The organism is Methylobacterium sp. HMF5984 (genome assembly GCF_045033435.1).
In the GTDB taxonomy this organism is placed as follows: domain Bacteria; phylum Pseudomonadota; class Alphaproteobacteria; order Rhizobiales; family Beijerinckiaceae; genus Methylobacterium.
In genome coordinates, this window is record NZ_JBJFLN010000001.1 from 2,458,820 (window position 1) to 2,474,581 (window position 15,762).

13 protein-coding genes are annotated in these 15,762 nt (G+C 63.1%); 8 read left to right on the plus strand and 5 right to left on the minus strand.

Annotated features, from left to right (window positions below; genetic code table 11):
- Positions 1 to 72 precede the first annotated feature (72 nt).
- Positions 73 to 1,017, minus strand: coding sequence for an ABC transporter permease (locus ACFZ8E_RS11865; protein WP_405042836.1), 945 nt, complete (start codon positions 1,015 to 1,017; stop codon positions 73 to 75).
- Positions 1,017 to 2,522 (minus strand): ABC transporter substrate-binding protein, encoded by a 1,506-nt coding sequence (locus tag ACFZ8E_RS11870; RefSeq protein WP_243950106.1) that lies wholly within the window; start codon positions 2,520 to 2,522, stop codon positions 1,017 to 1,019. The genes ACFZ8E_RS11865 and ACFZ8E_RS11870 overlap by 1 nt, the downstream gene beginning before the upstream one ends.
- Before the next feature lie 629 nt (positions 2,523 to 3,151).
- On the opposite strand from ACFZ8E_RS11870, the gene ACFZ8E_RS11875 reads away from it, so the two are divergent.
- Positions 3,152 to 4,117 (plus strand): glycosyltransferase family 2 protein, encoded by a 966-nt coding sequence (locus ACFZ8E_RS11875; RefSeq protein WP_405042837.1) that lies wholly within the window; start codon positions 3,152 to 3,154, stop codon positions 4,115 to 4,117.
- Positions 4,118 to 4,289: 172 nt separating this feature from the next.
- Positions 4,290 to 5,345 carry a dTDP-glucose 4,6-dehydratase gene (gene rfbB, locus ACFZ8E_RS11880; protein ID WP_405042838.1) on the plus strand — a complete coding sequence of 352 codons (1,056 nt, stop codon included), beginning with the start codon at positions 4,290 to 4,292 and terminating at the stop codon, positions 5,343 to 5,345.
- 25 nt (positions 5,346 to 5,370) lie between these two features.
- Here rfbB and ACFZ8E_RS11885 read toward each other — a convergent pair whose 3' ends face one another.
- The gene (locus ACFZ8E_RS11885; protein ID WP_405042839.1) at positions 5,371 to 6,171 is read right to left on the minus strand and encodes an FkbM family methyltransferase; all 801 of its coding nucleotides are present in this window, start codon (positions 6,169 to 6,171) and stop codon (positions 5,371 to 5,373) included.
- A complete protein-coding gene (locus tag ACFZ8E_RS11890; protein ID WP_405042840.1) occupies positions 6,147 to 6,719 on the minus strand; it encodes a hypothetical protein in 573 nt (190 codons plus the stop codon). Before ACFZ8E_RS11890 ends, ACFZ8E_RS11885 begins: the two co-directional genes overlap by 25 nt.
- 967 nt (positions 6,720 to 7,686) lie before the next feature.
- On the opposite strand from ACFZ8E_RS11890, the gene ACFZ8E_RS11895 reads away from it, so the two are divergent.
- From ACFZ8E_RS11895 to ACFZ8E_RS11920, 6 genes are all read left to right on the plus strand, one after another.
- Positions 7,687 to 10,047, plus strand: coding sequence for a putative bifunctional diguanylate cyclase/phosphodiesterase (locus tag ACFZ8E_RS11895; RefSeq protein WP_405044376.1), 2,361 nt, complete (start codon positions 7,687 to 7,689; stop codon positions 10,045 to 10,047).
- 111 nt (positions 10,048 to 10,158) lie between these two features.
- Entirely contained in the window at positions 10,159 to 10,329 is a 171-nt protein-coding gene (locus ACFZ8E_RS11900) for a hypothetical protein (protein ID WP_243932697.1), read from the plus strand.
- Between the two features lie 866 nt (positions 10,330 to 11,195).
- Positions 11,196 to 11,429 carry a hypothetical protein gene (locus ACFZ8E_RS11905; RefSeq protein WP_243950968.1) on the plus strand — a complete coding sequence of 78 codons (234 nt, stop codon included), beginning with the start codon at positions 11,196 to 11,198 and terminating at the stop codon, positions 11,427 to 11,429.
- A gap of 330 nt (positions 11,430 to 11,759) precedes the next feature.
- Positions 11,760 to 12,020, plus strand: a complete 261-nt coding sequence (locus ACFZ8E_RS11910) for a hypothetical protein (RefSeq protein WP_243950966.1) — start codon at positions 11,760 to 11,762, stop codon at positions 12,018 to 12,020.
- Between the two features lie 2,243 nt (positions 12,021 to 14,263).
- On the plus strand, positions 14,264 to 14,566 hold the full coding sequence (locus ACFZ8E_RS11915; protein WP_243950964.1) for a hypothetical protein: 303 nt from the start codon (positions 14,264 to 14,266) through the stop codon (positions 14,564 to 14,566).
- A gap of 18 nt (positions 14,567 to 14,584) precedes the next feature.
- Positions 14,585 to 14,818: a hypothetical protein gene (locus ACFZ8E_RS11920; protein ID WP_243950962.1), complete on the plus strand. Its 234-nt coding sequence runs from the start codon at positions 14,585 to 14,587 to the stop codon at positions 14,816 to 14,818.
- Positions 14,819 to 14,982: 164 nt separating this feature from the next.
- Here ACFZ8E_RS11920 and ACFZ8E_RS11925 read toward each other — a convergent pair whose 3' ends face one another.
- A complete protein-coding gene (locus ACFZ8E_RS11925; protein ID WP_243988375.1) occupies positions 14,983 to 15,390 on the minus strand; it encodes a MucR family transcriptional regulator in 408 nt (135 codons plus the stop codon).
- Between the last annotated feature and the right edge of the window lie 372 nt (positions 15,391 to 15,762).

Here is a 15,762-nt window from a genome sequence, read left to right on the forward strand (position 1 = left end):
GGAGGGGCACCGCTCGTCCCCCCGCCACGGAGGGGGACGGCAACAGCGCGGCGGCGTCGCGATCCATCCCGCTCATGCCCGCCTCAGCTTCGGGTTGACCACGGCCGCCAGCACATCCGCCGCGAGGTTGAGGCCGACATAGGTGGCGGCGGTGCAGATCACGACGCCCTGCACGGTGGCGAAGTCGCGGTTGAACACCGCGTCGACCATCAGCTTGCCGAAGCCCGGCACCGAGAAGATCTGCTCGGTGAGCACCGCGCCGGACAGGAGCTGCCCGAACTCGAGGGCGCCGAGCGTGATGATCGGGATCGCGGCGTTGGGCAGCGCGTGGCGCAGCACCAGGCGCACCGGCGAGACGCCCTTGGCGCGGGCCGTGCGGACGTAGTCGGAGCCGAGCACGCCAAGCATCGCCGCCCGGGTGTGGCGCATCATCACCGCGCTGATCGCGTTGCCGAGCACGAAGGCCGGCATCGCCATCGCCTTGAGGTTCTCCCACAGGCTCTCCGAGGGCGGGACGTAGCCGGAGGCCGGCAGCCATCCGAGCTGCACCGAGAACAGCAGGATCATCAGGATGCCGAGCCAGAAGTTCGGGATCGACAGGCCCCAGAGCGCGACGCCGTTGGCCAAGGTGTCGGCCCAGGTGCCGCGGCGGGCGGCCGAGACGATGCCCATCGGCACGCCGATGGCCAGGGCCACCAGCATGGCGAGGCAGGCGAGCTCGAGCGTCACCGGCAGCTTCTCGAGGACGAGTTCCGAGACCGGCTTCTGCAGGCGGATCGACTCGCCGAGGTCGCCGGTCAGGACGCCCGCCGCCCAGTAGCCGTAGCGGACGGGGAGCGCCCGATCGAGGTGATACTTCTCGCGGATGAACGCGATCACCTCCGGGTCGCGCTCCTCGCCGGAGAGCGCGGTCGCGGTGTCGCCCGGCAGCAATTGCTGCAGGGCGAAGATGATCATCGAGGCGAGGACGAGCGTCGGGACCGCGAGCGCCAGGCGGCGGGCGAGGAAGCGCAGCATCAGTTCAGCTTGAGCCCGGTGAAGCGCGCCAGCCCGTCCGGGTAGGCGACGAAGCCCGAGAGCTTCTTGGTGTAGGCCCAGAGCAGCTTGCGGTGCAGCAGGTAGAGGCCCGGGCGGTCGTTCAGGACCCGGTCGGCAAGCTGCTTCCAGGCGGCCTGCCGCTTCTGTGGGTCGACGGTGCCGCGCTCGGCCTGGAGCGCCGCGTCGGCCTCGGCGTTGCAGTAGCGGCTGTAGTTCAGCGGCGTCTTGCAGCCGAGGAAGCTGAAGGTGTTGCCGTCGGGGTCCGGTCGCCCGGACCAGGAATACAGGTAGGCCTCGAAGTTGCCCTTGTCGGCCATGTCGAGCAGCGTGGTGAAGTCGGCGGCCTGGATCCGGATGTCGAAGCCGGCCTCCCTGGCCATCGCCTGGATCACCTGCCCGACCTGCGGCGCCTCGCTGTTGGCGTAGACCGAGAGCGTGATCTGGGGTTTCGGCTGCCCGGCCTCGGCAAGCAGGGCCTTCGCCTTGGCGACGTCGCGCTTGGGCACCGGGTATTCGGTCACGTAGCTCGGGTGCTTGGGCGAGACCCACTGGTTGCCGGGCAGGAACTCGCCGTTGAACACCACCTGGTTGAGCGCGTTGCGGTCGATCGACAGGTCGAGCGCGTGGCGCACCTTCGGGTCGGCAAGCGGCGAGCCGGCCTTGGCGGGGTTCAGCAGGATCTCCTGGAAGCCGAGCTCGTAGACCGATCCGAGCGCGAGCTTGGCGTCGCGGCTGACCTGGGGGACGTCGGTCGGCGCCAGGCGCTCGAGCAGGTCGAGCTGGCCGGCGCGCAGGTTGGTCAGCCGCACGGTGGCATCGGGGATCGGGCGGAACTCGATCCGCTGGATCTGGATCTGGTCCTTGTTCCAGTAATCGGGAAAGCGCTCGACCACGATCCGGTCCTGCGGCACCCGCTCGACGAACCTGAAGGGGCCCGCGCAGACCGGCGCCGTCGAGAACTTGTCGCCGAGCCGCTCGGCGGCCTTGGGCGAGACCATCATCCCGGCCCGATCCGTGAACTGGGCCATCAGCGGCGCGAACGGCGTCTTCAGGTTGATCTTGAAGGTCAGGTCGTCGACCACCTCGACGGTGTCGATCGGCGCGATCTCGCCGCGGCGCTGCGAGCCCGGCATCTTGAGGTGCCGCTCGATCGAGAACTTCGCCGCCGCCGCGTTCAGCGGCTCGCCGTCATGGAACCTCACCCCCGGCCGCAGGTGCATGGTCAGGGTCTTCTCGTCGGGCGAAAGCTCCCATTGCGTGGCGAGCTGCGGCACCGGCTTCAGGTCGGGCCCGATGTCGACGAGCTTGTCGCAGAGCGCGGCGAAGACCATGCGGCTGGCGAACGTCCGCGCCAGCGTCGGATCGAGGGCGTCGGGGTCCTCCATCATGCCGTAGCGCAGGGTCTGCGCCGAGAGGACCGTGGACGAGAGCGGCAGGGAGACGAGCAGGCCCGCGATCAGGCAGGCGGCCGACAGACGCGACATCAGGACTTCCCGGGACGGACCAGAGTTTCGAGGCGGATGAGCGGAGCGTGGGCCGATGCACGGGATCAGGCAACCCCAAGCTGGCATTTCGCATTCCAGGCACCATCCGTGCCACCGACGGTTGCCGGTCGTTTCCGGGCGGCCGATCGGAGGCCGTATCGATCTCGATCCGCACGGCCTCGTCCTCGTCGACCAGACGGCGGCCGCCACCGACAGGCTCCGAGGCTCCGGTCGACGCCTCCGCGTGGTGCGCTGCCGCATCTGCGTGCCGCACGGGCACGACGAGACCGCCACCGCCGCCCTCCCAAAGACCCTGAAAGACTTCGACCCAGCATGGCCGGAAACGACCTTGGGAGGTCTCTGGATCGGTGCACGCGGTTTGCCGGATCGCAGCGCTTCGATCGACCCGATTCTTGACCGTTCCCTTCGGGCTAGATCGAAAGGCGTACGCGGCCTCTCCTGAAAATCTGTCATCTCGTCGAGGATTCAGCCTACCGTCAGGCTGGAAGATCGACGTGACCCATTGCAAAACTTGATCTGCTTTATTTCATGGTCACGCAATATAGAGCGATTATATTTCTCTTTAGATTGTCTTTCGTCTGCTCGAAGATGCGGACTCGGAGGTACCGATGTCGGTGACAGTCATAGTGCCAACCCATAACCGCGCCAAGTACATAGAGGCGTGCATCGGAAGCGTGTTGGCGCAATCCCACGAGGACTTCGAGCTGATCGTCGTCGATGACGCGTCGACCGATGGGACCCATGAGATCCTCGCGGCTCTCGTCAAGAAGGATGCGAGGATCCGTTTGTTGCGTCACCCGACAAACAGGGGCGGTCCTGCCGCCAGGAACTTGGGGCTGTCGCTTGCGAAATACGATCTGATTGCCTGCATGGACGACGACGACATCATGCTTCCGGACAGGCTGAAATCGCAAATCCGATTCATGGAAGAAAACCCGGACGTCAGCGTTCTGAGCTCGGCAGCATACATGATCGATGTCGACAACAAGATCATCGGAAAGAGCGCCCCGACCATTGATATGGAACGTGGGCTTGCAAGAAAAGACCCGGGCCTCATCGTCAATATCATCCATCCGACCGCGATGTATCGGCGCGATGTCGTTCTCAGCTTGGGCGGCTATCGGAACTATCTTCTCGATGATCGAGACTTGTGGGGGCGAATGGCGACCGCGGGCTTCAAGATCGCCGTGTCGCCCGAGCCTGTCTTGATGCATCGCCGGCATAGCAGCATCATGACGACGCGGATCAACGAGATCTTCGAAAACGGAGATTTCATCGATTTCAACATGATCAGGCGCCTGAACGGCAACACGGAAATAAGCCTGGAACAATATAGGGAAATGCTTCACTCACAATCGATCTGGAAAAAATGCCGCAATTGGAGATTGAAGAAATCCGCTGTCGCTTACAGAATAGCAACCCTGCATTACAGCAGCGGAAATTGGCTTCCGTTCATGAAAAACCTGGCCGTAGCTCTTTCGCTCAACCCGTCAAAGTACGTCGTGCGAACGATCGCGAAAAAGGGAAAATACCTGCTCAGAATATCGACCCCCAAGCATATTCTACCGGCTTGAGATAATCTTTGTCATAAGAATCAAAGACGCCGGATCATGATGCATCGTTGTGCTTTGCGCATCGCGCGGCGTCATTTCAAGCTCATATCTCAGTGCAAGCTACCGGAGATGAAATCGGTGCTGCCGACGGGCTATTTCACCTGAAGCGTCGGAGCAGCTGACGGAGGCCGACATGCGCATCCTGGTGACCGGCGGCTGCGGCTTCATCGGCTCCGCCCTCGTGCTCCACCTGGTGCGCGACCTCGGCCACGACGTGCTGACGCTGGACGCGCTGACCTACGCGGCCAACCCGGTGTCGCTGGCGCCCCTCGCCGAGGATCCCCGCCACCGCCTGGTCGAGGCCGACATCTGCGACGCCGACGCGGTGCGCGCGGCGTTCGCGGACTTCCGGCCCGACGCGGTGATGCACCTGGCGGCCGAAAGCCACGTCGACCGCTCGATCACCGATCCGGGCGCGTTCATCCGGACCAACGTGATCGGCACCCAGGTGATGCTGGACGCGGCGCGCGGCCACCACGAGGGGCTGGCGGCGGACGCGCAGGGCCGCTTCCGCTTCCTCCACGTCTCGACCGACGAGGTCTACGGCTCGCTGCCGCCGGGCGGGTTCTTCACGGAAGGCAGCCGCTACGACCCGCGCTCGCCGTACTCGGCCTCGAAGGCCGCCTCCGACCACCTGGCCCGGGCCTGGCACGAGACCTACGGCCTGCCGGTGCTGGTGACGAACTGCTCGAACAACTACGGGCCGCGCCACTTCCCGGAAAAGCTCATTCCGCTGATGATCCTCAACGCGCTCGAGGGCCGTCCGCTGCCGGTCTACGGCGACGGCCTGAACGAGCGCGACTGGATCCACGTCGAGGACCACGCCCGCGGCCTGGTGGCGGTGCTGGAGCGCGGCCGGGTCGGCGAGACCTACCTGCTCGGCGGGCGCGCGGTGCGCAACAACCTCGCCGTGGTCGAGGCGCTGTGCGCCGCCTTCGACCGGCTGCGGCCCGAGCACGCCCCGCACGCGCGGCTGATCGCCTTCGTCGCCGACCGGCCCGGGCACGACCGGCGCTACGCGATCGACCCGGGCAAGGCCGAGGCCGAGATCGGCTGGGCGCCGTCCAAGACCTTCGAGCAGGCGCTGGAGGAGACCGTGCGCTGGTACCTCGACAACGCGGCCTGGTGGCGCCCGATCCGCGAGGGCCGCTACGCCGGCGAGCGCCTCGGCCTCGCCCCGGCCGCTTGACCGGGCGCTCGCGACGCCTTCGACATCAGCATCGAGCGAGAGGGCGCTCCGTTATCTGAAACACGTGAGCGGCCAGATCGTACTTCGCACGCCCCTCCATGCTCAGCCTCGCATAGGCAACCCGATCCTTCATGAAGTAGGCGTTGGCGCACACCAGGTCTCCGTCGAAAGCCGGAACCTCTTCGATGCGCTTCAATCGCAACCCGAAAGGCTCGAGCTGGGCGATCAAGTCGTGAAACAACGCTTGCCGTTTGTAAACGGGATAGAAGAATACCTCCGTCTCGATCCCGACGACGTTGTGAAGCAGCGAACCGAACCCTTCGAGAACATGGCTCTCGTAGCCTTCGACGTCGATCTTGATGACGTCCGGAACGGGCGCCTTGCCGGCACCGACGAGGCCATCGTAGCGGGCACATTCGATCTCGACCGTATCTTTGACGTGATAGCTGGCCGCGATCTGATAATCGCTGAGGAATGCCGAGTTCGCCTCGAGTATCGACGTGCAGCCATAATGCTCCCCGATATGGAGCTGCTGCGGACCATTCCGGTCGGCCAGGCCGGTCTCGATCACGAAGGACTTTTCGAAGGCGGAGAGCTGATCGCGCAGGCGACGCGCCTCTTCAGGATTCGGCTCGAACAGCACCGGTATGATATTGTCTTTCTGTCGCAACCATTTCGGCTGGATGCCCTTCGATGCACCGACATCGACGAAATGAATCTTATGTTCCAGGCGGATCTTACGCGATGGAAGGGGAACGATCTCTTCCAAAGCTTCTGATATGAGTGCGTAAGCCTTCTGTCTTAGATACGGCATCGTGCGCTCCACGGCTTCTCGACCAGTAGCAGCGGATCCGAACGAGAAATCAATTTCAAATCGGTACTTAGCCTTCTTGGCTCCAGCGCGCGCGAGCCGTTTTCCGTTTCTGTCGCGCCGTCGTGGCGGTATCCGGCGACGAGGTCGTTTCGATACGCTTGCATCGTGAAGCCGGCGAAGATTTTCCGGATCGCGCGCCGGAGATCCGGGATGGCGCGGGGAGCGGCGGCGCGCAGGCAGGCCTTCAGCTTGGCAAAAGCCGCCTCATCCTGCGCTTGTCGATGGATCGATCGGGTCGACGTCGGGGCGGTCGAGCGGTCGCAGGCGGCTCCGTGCGCCGGCCGCCGCGAGCCCCCGCGGACACCGGCGACCTTGTGGAGGTTCAGGTCGTCGAGGATGACGGTGTCGCGCCGCTCCAGCTTTGGGACCAGCCTGTCGGTGCCGTCGGCGCGAAACCAAGCCCCGTCCCCGGCCCGATCACGCAGGGCGACGGCCGTGGGACCGCCGGTGATAAGGGCGGCGGCGGTCTCGTGATGCCCGTGCGGGACGGCAGCGCGCACCGCGCGGAGCCCGGCCTCGGCGGCAGGCGACCGCCGTGTGGGTGGCCGTCGCGTCGCGGACGGTCGATCCGTCCGGATCGAGGCCGAGCCGCCCCTCGAACCAGTCCTGCCCGGTTGCTCTCGCGTCCGCCCGTTCCTTCTCCGATGCCGCCGGAAGACGTGCCACCGGCCGCCGGGTGCCGGTCGGCACGCCGTGCCCGCCAGGGCATCGCACGGCGCGTGCAGGACGATCTTCGAACCCGCCTCGTAGAGGCCCGGGATCAGGTCGGCATGCGTTTCGGTGCACCGCGAGGCATGCCCGCCACCCGACCGCATTCGTCCCTCGGCTATCGGCTGCCTGCGCCCACCAGCTTCCCGGATTCGGCCTTCCGGCTACCCATGACCGCGACCATGCAGCAGCCGCGCAGCTGGCCCGGTCCGAAATACGAGCCTGAGCAAACCCGAGCCCCGACCCCGCGTCGCCGGCAGCCCCGCCGGCCCCGGTCCGGACGGGGTGTGACCGCGCGCATCCGTCCCCATGACGGTCCCTGCAACCTGCGAAGCGGGGAGGCGCGGGGGGCTACGGGGGAGGACATGGTGGTGGGCCCGGCAGGACTCGAACCTGCAACCAGACCGTTATGAGCGCAACGACTTCCCTCAAATAGCAGGGAAAGCAGACGAAATCGGAGCGGACAGATGTAGAACGTTCGCGCTCGGTTCCAACGTATCGTTGGCGAAACGTTGGTTCGTTTCACCGGCAGGGCACGACGTCGCCACCCGTCCAGCTCGGGGTGTGACCGAGCCAGACGAGGAGGGGCGGATCGGGACCTTCGGTGCGGTTAATCACCCGGCTACGAATTCTGGACCGAACAGTAGGAATAAGGCGAGGCGGGGTTTAGACGCTTTTGTGATCGCGGAGCTGCGCGAAAAGATTTTATTTACTATAAGCTTCAATACACAGGAAACCCTTTGCACGCAATATTATTGCATGCAATCTCTGCTCATATCCTTAGTTGATAGCCAATCCCTCAGCTTTATTGTCGCCGCAGCGACTATTTGCACCTTCAGTGCGTGGCTGTTGGTCTCTCTCATCCACTATGCAGAGGTTGGTAGCACAACCACCCGGCGATGGTGGTTGCTTGGAACGGCCGTCGTTGCGGGCACTAGTGTTTGGACGACTCATTTTGTGGCGATGCTAGGGTACCGGACTGATCTCGTCTTAAGTTACAACTTTAACACGACGATGGTCTCCGCCGCTGCAGCAATCGTCGCGGTAGGCCTACCATTCGCCCTTTCGATCATATGCCCACGGGGATGGATGCGCCTTGTTGCCGGAGCTGCGTCAGGCCTGGGGATCGGCGTTATGCACATCAGCGGGATGGCCGCGCTGGAAAACTGCGGCCAGGTTCAGTCGCTTGGCTTCAACGTCCTCGCCTGCTTGATCGGCGCTGCCTGCATGGCGTTCGCGCTCGTGCGTCCGGGGCGAACTGGATCGCGGCTGGTGACCACGTCGCTGATCGTCGTCGCGGTTTGTGGAACGCATTTCGTCTCGATCGCGGGCACGGTCTTGACCGGGGAGCGCGTCGATCAGCTCCTTCCCGGCGTACAGGTCGCACTCAGTGTTCTTGCCGCGACAGGCGCCGCCATCCTTCTGCTCGGGACGCTTCTCGCTCTAACTGCAGCGAAGCGCTTTGACACCCAAGAAACTGCACACGCTCGTGTTCTCGCGACGGCACTGCAAAAGATGTCGAACGGGATCCTTAAGGTATCTGCTTCCGAGATCGTGGAGCTCTACAATGAGCGCCTCTGCGCGATGCTCAAGCTCGCGCCAAGCGACATGGCCAGAGGAATGAGCTTGGCAGCCTTCCTCGAGGGTGTGGGTCGGGCGAATGGTTGGGAGGCAGACCGCGTCGCCAGGGTGCTGGCAAACCACCGAGCCTGGATGGCCAGGGACGACGAGACTCGCGTCGAGCACAGCTTCGAGGATGGCCGGATCCTGTCCATCGCTTGCCAGCCCATCGAGGATGGTGCGGTGCTCACCTTCGACGACATCACGCAAGCAAAACAGGCGCAGCGCGAGATCTCCCTGCTTGCCTATCACGATCCGCTAACAGGCTTGGCCAACCGTCGGTCGCTGCTCGAACGCCTGGCGCAAGCGCATGAGGAGGAGCAACCCTCCACGCTGTTGCTGATCGACCTCGACCGGTTCAAGGCCGTCAACGACACCTTCGGTCACGGGATCGGCGATCGCCTTCTTGTCAGCGTGGCATCACGGCTGTCCGAGCTGGCGGGGGAGACCGCTTTCGTCGCTCGCCTGGGCGGTGACGAAATGGCGTTGATCGCTCGTATGGACGCCGAGGTAGCTATGAGCTTGGCCGAGCGCATCGTCATCGCGATCGAGAAGCCGTACGCGTTCGACGATCTGACCATCGTGATCGGCTGCAGCATCGGCGTGTGCAGCACCGAGGACCGGGCGAGCCCAACAGATCTGATGCAGCGTACGGACATCGCGCTGTACGAGGCCAAACGCCAAGGTCGAGGTCGTGCGACGCGCTACACCCCTGGGATGATCGAGGCCGTCGCCGACCGGCATCTCCTCGAAAGCGACATCCGGTTCGCCCTGTCCGAGGGTCAGTTCCATCTCGCGTACCAGCCCATCATGGCGCTCGCCGACGACACCATCCTGGGCTTCGAAGCGCTTATCCGCTGGCCGCATCCGACGCGGGGGCTCGTCTCCCCGGCGACCTTCATCCCGTTGGCGGAAGAGACGGGGTTGATCCTGCCGATCGGGCGCTGGGTGTTGGAAGAGGCCTGCCGGCAGGCTGTGGCTTGGCCAACTGATCAGCATGTCGCGGTCAACATCTCGGCCGTGCAGTTCCGTTCGCCGATGCTGCTCGCTCATATCACTTCCGCCCTGGCGAAAAGTGGGCTGCCGGCGAGCAGACTGGAGATCGAGCTGACGGAGACGGCACTGGTCGAGGACGGGCCTCAAATTGCGCACACCTTGTTGGCGCTGCGCGAACTCGGCATCAAGATCGCGATGGACGACTTCGGGACGGGGTACTCGTCTCTTGCTCATCTGCGGGACCTGCCGCTGGACAGGATCAAGATCGACCGCAGCTTCGTTGCAGCAGCTTTGGAAGACAAGCATTCGATGGCGGTCGTCAAAGCGATCACGCAGATGGGGCGTGACATGAACATTCTGACGATCGCTGAAGGTGTTGAGGATGCGAACCAGCTCGCCCTTCTAAGAGCGCTCGATTGCGATGCCGTTCAGGGATACCTGATCGGTCACCCGGAACGCTTGATCTCAGTGTTTAAGAATGGTGCACAAGTTCGTGCCGCTTGAGTGATCCTCTGCCGCGGGACAACTCAGGCGATCGACACACAGTTCATATCCCGCGAAGCTTGAGTCTTCGAAGTAGCTGCTAGGGTCCGATACGACGTCTATTACGCCACCTTGGCCGGCGGCATCGCGCCATCGAAGCGCCAGCCATCGAACCCGCTGGTACGCGAGGCGGCGATCGACTTCCTCGATTGGTTCGGCGAGGACACCATCGCCCTCGGCTGGATGGCCACCAGCCTGTTCGGCCTTTACCCGCCCCTCGGCGTGGTCCGCGTCGACTACTAGGGCTGCCCTTTGATCAAGGCCCGCTGTGTCGAGGCGATCGGCGACACCTAGATCCGGTACGGCAACCAGACCTTTCGGCGGGACCGTCTGGGGCATCCCGTTGGCGTGCCGGCCTAGCAGGCTGCGTGGTAGGCGGCAGGCACGAAAAAGCCCGCCGGCGGCAACCGGGCGGGCTGAGGTGATGTCAGGGCCAGAGGAACCCCTTCGATGGCCGGGTCGTAGCGTGAGCTGGTTAATGGATGACGAAAAAGCCCCGCGCAGCGGATGCCGGCGGGGCTAAGCGGTCTCTGTGAGGGCAGGTACCTAGGGCGCAGGCCCGGACACGTCATCCGTCCGGTGGAGGATCGCGCGAGGCTGCGAGGTCCCGCAGGACCGCCACCGGCACCAGCACGGCGATCACTCCGCTCAGGACTTCCATCCAGGAGCGACCGCTCATGAAGGCGTTCAGCTCGACACCTACCCTGCGGCTGCTATCCTGCCGGGATGCGCATAGCCCTTACCGCCCTCGCTCTCGTCGCTATGGCCGGAGGTGCCAGCGCACAGCAGCAGATGCCGACCGTCCCGGAGTTGCTGACGGCTGAAAGTAAGGCCTCGCAAGCGTGTGAGGGCTCAGGAGATGCTGACGTCGCCCGAGAGCAATGCCGTCTCCGCGACCGTCTGAGCGGCCGCCTGGCGCAAGCCGGCTACTGCTGGGGTCGCAAAGGCCAAACCGACGAGAAGAAGCAGTGGCACGCCTGCCAGCCGGACTCGATCTATGAGGACGATATCGAGGCGGTGCAGCGCTGAAGCCTTTGCCACTCCAGGCAACACCCGCGGCCGGCAAGGCAGCTGGGGTTCATGCTGCGCCTTTGATCCAGGATTTGCCAATGCCCTACACCCTTAAACGCCTCGCCCCTGGTAGCTTCGATCTCATCCTCGACGGCGAAGTGGTCGGCAGCCTGGTCCGCGATGTGTCGCGGGACGGGTACGAAGGCGATTGGACAGCCGAACCACTCGCCGACAGCCCGCCCTTTCCGGCGCCTTTCACGAGCGAGGCGCAAAAGTTCCCGAACCTGAAAGCAGCGGCGGACTGGCTCGACGCGGACGTGCCTGATCTCTGATACACCCCGTGCTCGGCAAGGCGAAGCGGTCGTAGTGAGGTGAGTATGCTCGGGCGACGATCGAAGCGCAGGCTGCCCCACAGCCTGACCCAGCACCTTTCAGATCCGAAGATCGTTGTCTTCAGCCCCCGAACGACCAAGCGGCGTAGCACCCCCTCTGCGTCTGGGTCGCCGCGGAAGTTCGGCATATCGGCCGTGACCCTCATCGTCCTCGTGCTGGCCGGCGGGTACCTGCTTAACGCGTGGTAGGGGATCAAGCCAGGCTCGAGTCGACCAGGGCTACGTGCGGCACCGTGAGTACCCTGAGGGTGCGAACTGAAGGAACGACCGATGGCCGACATCCCTGATCAGGAGATCGAGGACTCTCCGCTCGGCGGCATCGTCACCCGCGATGGCGTCATGGTGCAGGTTCACATCTACCGATTTGCCGGCACTGACGATGAATGGACCCTTGAGGTGGTCGATCACGAAGGCGGGCACACGACCTGGACTGGTACCTTCGCGAACGATGAGGACGCCTTCGAGGCTTTCGAGCAGGCGGTCGCTAAGGACGGGATCCGCTCGTTCGTTAAGCAGCAGGTGGAGCATTGATCGAGCGCGTGCAGCGGAAGGGCTATCGCGAGTGAATGGGCAACGCCTCGCCATAGGGATTGACGGCTTCCTCTTGGCCTACGTGACGAGCACAGTGCTTATCGCGAACGGCTTCGACAATGCGCTTATGATAGTCTTCGCGTCTGGGATTGTTGCATCCGTCGCGCTCATGGCCTTCTAGATCCGAGCCGATCACAAGCGGTGATCCGAGCGAGCCCGGAAGGGTCGGACTTCTATCGATCAGTGTGGCGCAGCCTTCCAATCTCAGGGAACACCCGCTGTCTGAAAATCAGAGCAAAAAGTGGAAGCAAGCCGGAGCGGCTTTCGCTAGCCGGCAGAGTCAACCCATCTCCATGCCTGCCGAAGGGCCGCCGGTGAACGTGGCTGAGACCAACCTGGCTCGGTAAAGGGCGGCTCGCTTATCGAGGGATGCGGCGCAAGCGTCGCCTCGGAAGCGGTAAGGCATCCTCCTTTTGGAGGTGAATGGCGAGGTGCAGGCGCCATCACAAATGTCGTAAATTGTGCGCAGCTTGGGTAGTCCAATGAACGAGTCCGCAGCCACAACAAGCTTTTATTAACCATAAGGCAGCAGCGTCATCGGCGGGTGTGCGCCGTTGATCGTATGCGGCGCAGTGACCCGCAGCTCTCGGAGCTTCGAGGATGCGCCTTCCGGTTGTCGTGCTGATCGCGGTCCAATTTATCGCCAGTCCAGCCATATCCCAAAAGCGGGTCGCTGCTATCCACCCACAACCGCCCCTTAAATCAGTTGAAAGCCTGCCAGAGATCTCAGTCTCCACCGCTGCGCTCCCGAATATCGAAGCGGCGAATAGAGCGGCGCGGATCAAGATGGAGAAGTTCGATTTGGCCATAGCAGGCCGTGATCTGCGCGTCCTGCGATCTGTGTGCGTCGGGTGTCGGACGACGGCAAATTGGGCAGCTCATAGCATCAAAGCCAGAGCAGAAGGACCTGAGTTCCCCATCGCAGATCCGGCTGCTGCCCCTGATCAATAGTAGTACCGCCAACTAGGCGGTGGGGATCTTACGAACTTGAAGTTTTCTACGCATACTGCGTATTTTGAGCAGTGTGAACGGTTTTGCCCGGTCTGGCGTTTAGAAGAGTAGCGCGCATAAGCTTCGCTATAAAACACTTCACACGGACGGTAGAAGCAATGGTTCCGCTCAGGGCCGATCGGTGACCAGTAGGAGCATCGAGACGGTGGCTCTGCCAGAGTTGAGCGTGACGACAGAAGCTCGGCGCCTTCAGGAAATTGATATCAAGGAATTCAGGTGGGATCCGCGCGTCTGCATCGGCCGCTGAACGACCTATCGGCAAAAATGGTGCTGGCTTCCGGCGTACAGGCAGTGAGCTTACCTTCCGCGGGTGGAAGCCTCGACAACCCCACTCGTCGCCCTCGCCTTCGTCGTAACGGCTGACCTTTATCTTGAGAGCACGCTTTTGGCCATTGTGCCATTTGGGCCGAGTAAGCCATAAATCTCAGAGCACCAGTTTTCGTCGCCGTTCCGAGTGTATGCCTGCCGAACCTCGATAGACCATTTGCGGAGTTTGGCTTCGATCAGCGGCTCTTCAGCGCTGGAAATAGCGCTATCCATCCTTAAGGTAGTTAGGCGCCCCGCGTTCACGCGAAATCCTGGGCACCTGCTCTCTGCAAAGATTGACGCTGCCGCCACCATTGCATAGTGGTCTAAATCTTCAGCGTGATCCCTGGCGACCACCGATTGACTCAAACCTATTAGGCATCCCGGGAGCAAGTAAAAGAATTTTTTGGTGGATATTTTCAAGGTTCGACAGCCGATTAAGTCAGATCAAAATTTGAGTTGCCGATAATATCCCGAGATCGGTAGATCCTACTATTCTCCCTAGGGCGGTGTGCTTGAAATTCACAAAAACCACCGGCCACGCTCCAGGATGGAAGCCGCCGGCTCTCGCTGTTGTCGACCACCGTGCGAGTGGGTCAGAGCAACGCCTTCGCAACGCACCCTAAACGCGAGACTGCCGTTGGGCGGCGGATCCCGTCAATCCCTGAGCCATCCGAACGCATCACGTCGCCGCCTCGGGCTGCGCAGGCGCATTGCCAAGGTCGTAAAAGCCGTCGTTCTTGGTTGCGTCGCCCTTGCGCTGCTCACAGGCCAGCGTGTTGATCAGTCGAGCGTCGACCCATGATGCGGACCTCGGTGCCCTCAACGCGCCTCGACAACCCCATCCCTGGGGCTATCCTGCTTGCATGCGCACAGTCCTGATCGCCCTCGCTCTCGTCGCTATGGCCAGAGGTGCCAGCGCACAGCAGCAGATGCCGACCGTCCCGGAGCTGCTGACGGCTGAAAGTAAGGCCTCGCAGGCGTGTGAGGGCTCAGGAGACGCGGACGTCGCCCGAGAGCAATGCCGTCTCCGCGACCGTCTGAGCGGCCGCCTGGCGCAAGCCGGCTACTGCTGGGGTCGCAAAGGCCAGACCGATGAGAAGAAGCACTGGCACGCCTGCCAGCCGGACTCGATCTACGAGGACGATATCGAGGCGGTGCAGCTCTGACCCAAAAGCTGCAGACCGATGCACAAGCTTCCACCGGGCAGCCTCTACCGCCTTCAGACCCTGGCTCAGACCGGGGCAAGCTTCTACAAACTGACCGCCTACATGCGGCGCCTTGAGGTGCTGGGCATGGTCGTCGCCACCGGGCGGACGGCCCCGGAAAAGGACCTCAACGAGTACAGGATTACTGACGCGGGGCTTGCCGAGCTCAAGGATCGCTACGACCCACCATCGACAAATCCTATCGAGCGATAAATTCTCCCGACCACGGTTACGCAGATGGTTTGCCGGGCTGATGGCGGCCACGGAGCATCGGGCTAATGGCCAGTCCCGATACGATCCAGTGATGCCGACCGACACCTCCCCGCTTAGCGCAGACCGGCGCGGTGTCGATAGGAACCGTCGAGCAGGTCTTCGGATCACTCCGCCGCTTGCTGAAAGCGCAGGCGCTGGTTCTGCCCGATGGTGCGGGAGATCACCGAGCGGCGCGCGCTGTAGCTGGCCGAGACCAGGGGATAGTCGACCGGCAGGCCCCACTTGGCACGGTAGGCCTCGGCCGACAGTCCGCGCAGCGTCAGGTGCCGGCGCAGCGCCTTGTAGGGCTTGCCGTCTTCGAAGCTGATGATGGCGTCCGGCGAGATCGACTTGCGAATCTCCGCATTGGTTGGCTTCGTCAGCGCCGGCTTCGGCGGAATGGTCAGCCCCGTAATCGAGTCGTGAACCATGCGGATCAGGTCCGGCAGCCCCGTGGCGGGCACAGAGTTGTGGGCGACGTAGCTCGTGAGGATCTTGGCGGCGAGGTCGATGGGGTCCGTCGTAGTCTTCACGGTTTGTCTCCTTCCGAATGCTGTCTGGTAGGTGCGTGTCCAAAACGTGCTGTCGCCCGGCGCAGGATGTTTTCCGTCGTCGATCATCCTGAACGATCGCGGCAGGTCGGCCTGCCGTCGCACGATTATGCGCGTGCCATCCTGAAACACAACTTATGCGCGAACTATGCGATGGATGCGATCTACTTAGAATTGATTAACGGGCTTGAATCGGCTGCAATGGTTAGCCGTTGGAGGTCGATGCCCTGCTATTTTGCCCATCGAAACTGGGGTTCAGGCACCTCTTGCGAGCCCCGGCCTCGACCTTCAGGCATGCAATTATCGGTTGTATAAACCGCCCCAGCTTGCAGCCCGACCCGATCGGCTCGGGGG

Coding starts and splice junctions, on each gene's coding strand:
- ACFZ8E_RS11865 (WP_405042836.1), bottom strand. CDS start 1,017: ATGCTGCGCTTCCTCGCCCGCCGCCTGGCGCTCGCGGTCCCGACGCTC.
- ACFZ8E_RS11870 (WP_243950106.1), bottom strand. CDS start 2,522: ATGTCGCGTCTGTCGGCCGCCTGCCTGATCGCGGGCCTGCTCGTCTCC.
- ACFZ8E_RS11875 (WP_405042837.1), top strand. CDS start 3,152: ATGTCGGTGACAGTCATAGTGCCAACCCATAACCGCGCCAAGTACATA.
- rfbB (WP_405042838.1), top strand. CDS start 4,290: ATGCGCATCCTGGTGACCGGCGGCTGCGGCTTCATCGGCTCCGCCCTC.
- ACFZ8E_RS11895 (WP_405044376.1), top strand. CDS start 7,687: ATGCAATCTCTGCTCATATCCTTAGTTGATAGCCAATCCCTCAGCTTT.
- ACFZ8E_RS11905 (WP_243950968.1), top strand. CDS start 11,196: ATGCCCTACACCCTTAAACGCCTCGCCCCTGGTAGCTTCGATCTCATC.
- ACFZ8E_RS11910 (WP_243950966.1), top strand. CDS start 11,760: ATGGCCGACATCCCTGATCAGGAGATCGAGGACTCTCCGCTCGGCGGC.
- ACFZ8E_RS11915 (WP_243950964.1), top strand. CDS start 14,264: ATGCGCACAGTCCTGATCGCCCTCGCTCTCGTCGCTATGGCCAGAGGT.
- ACFZ8E_RS11920 (WP_243950962.1), top strand. CDS start 14,585: ATGCACAAGCTTCCACCGGGCAGCCTCTACCGCCTTCAGACCCTGGCT.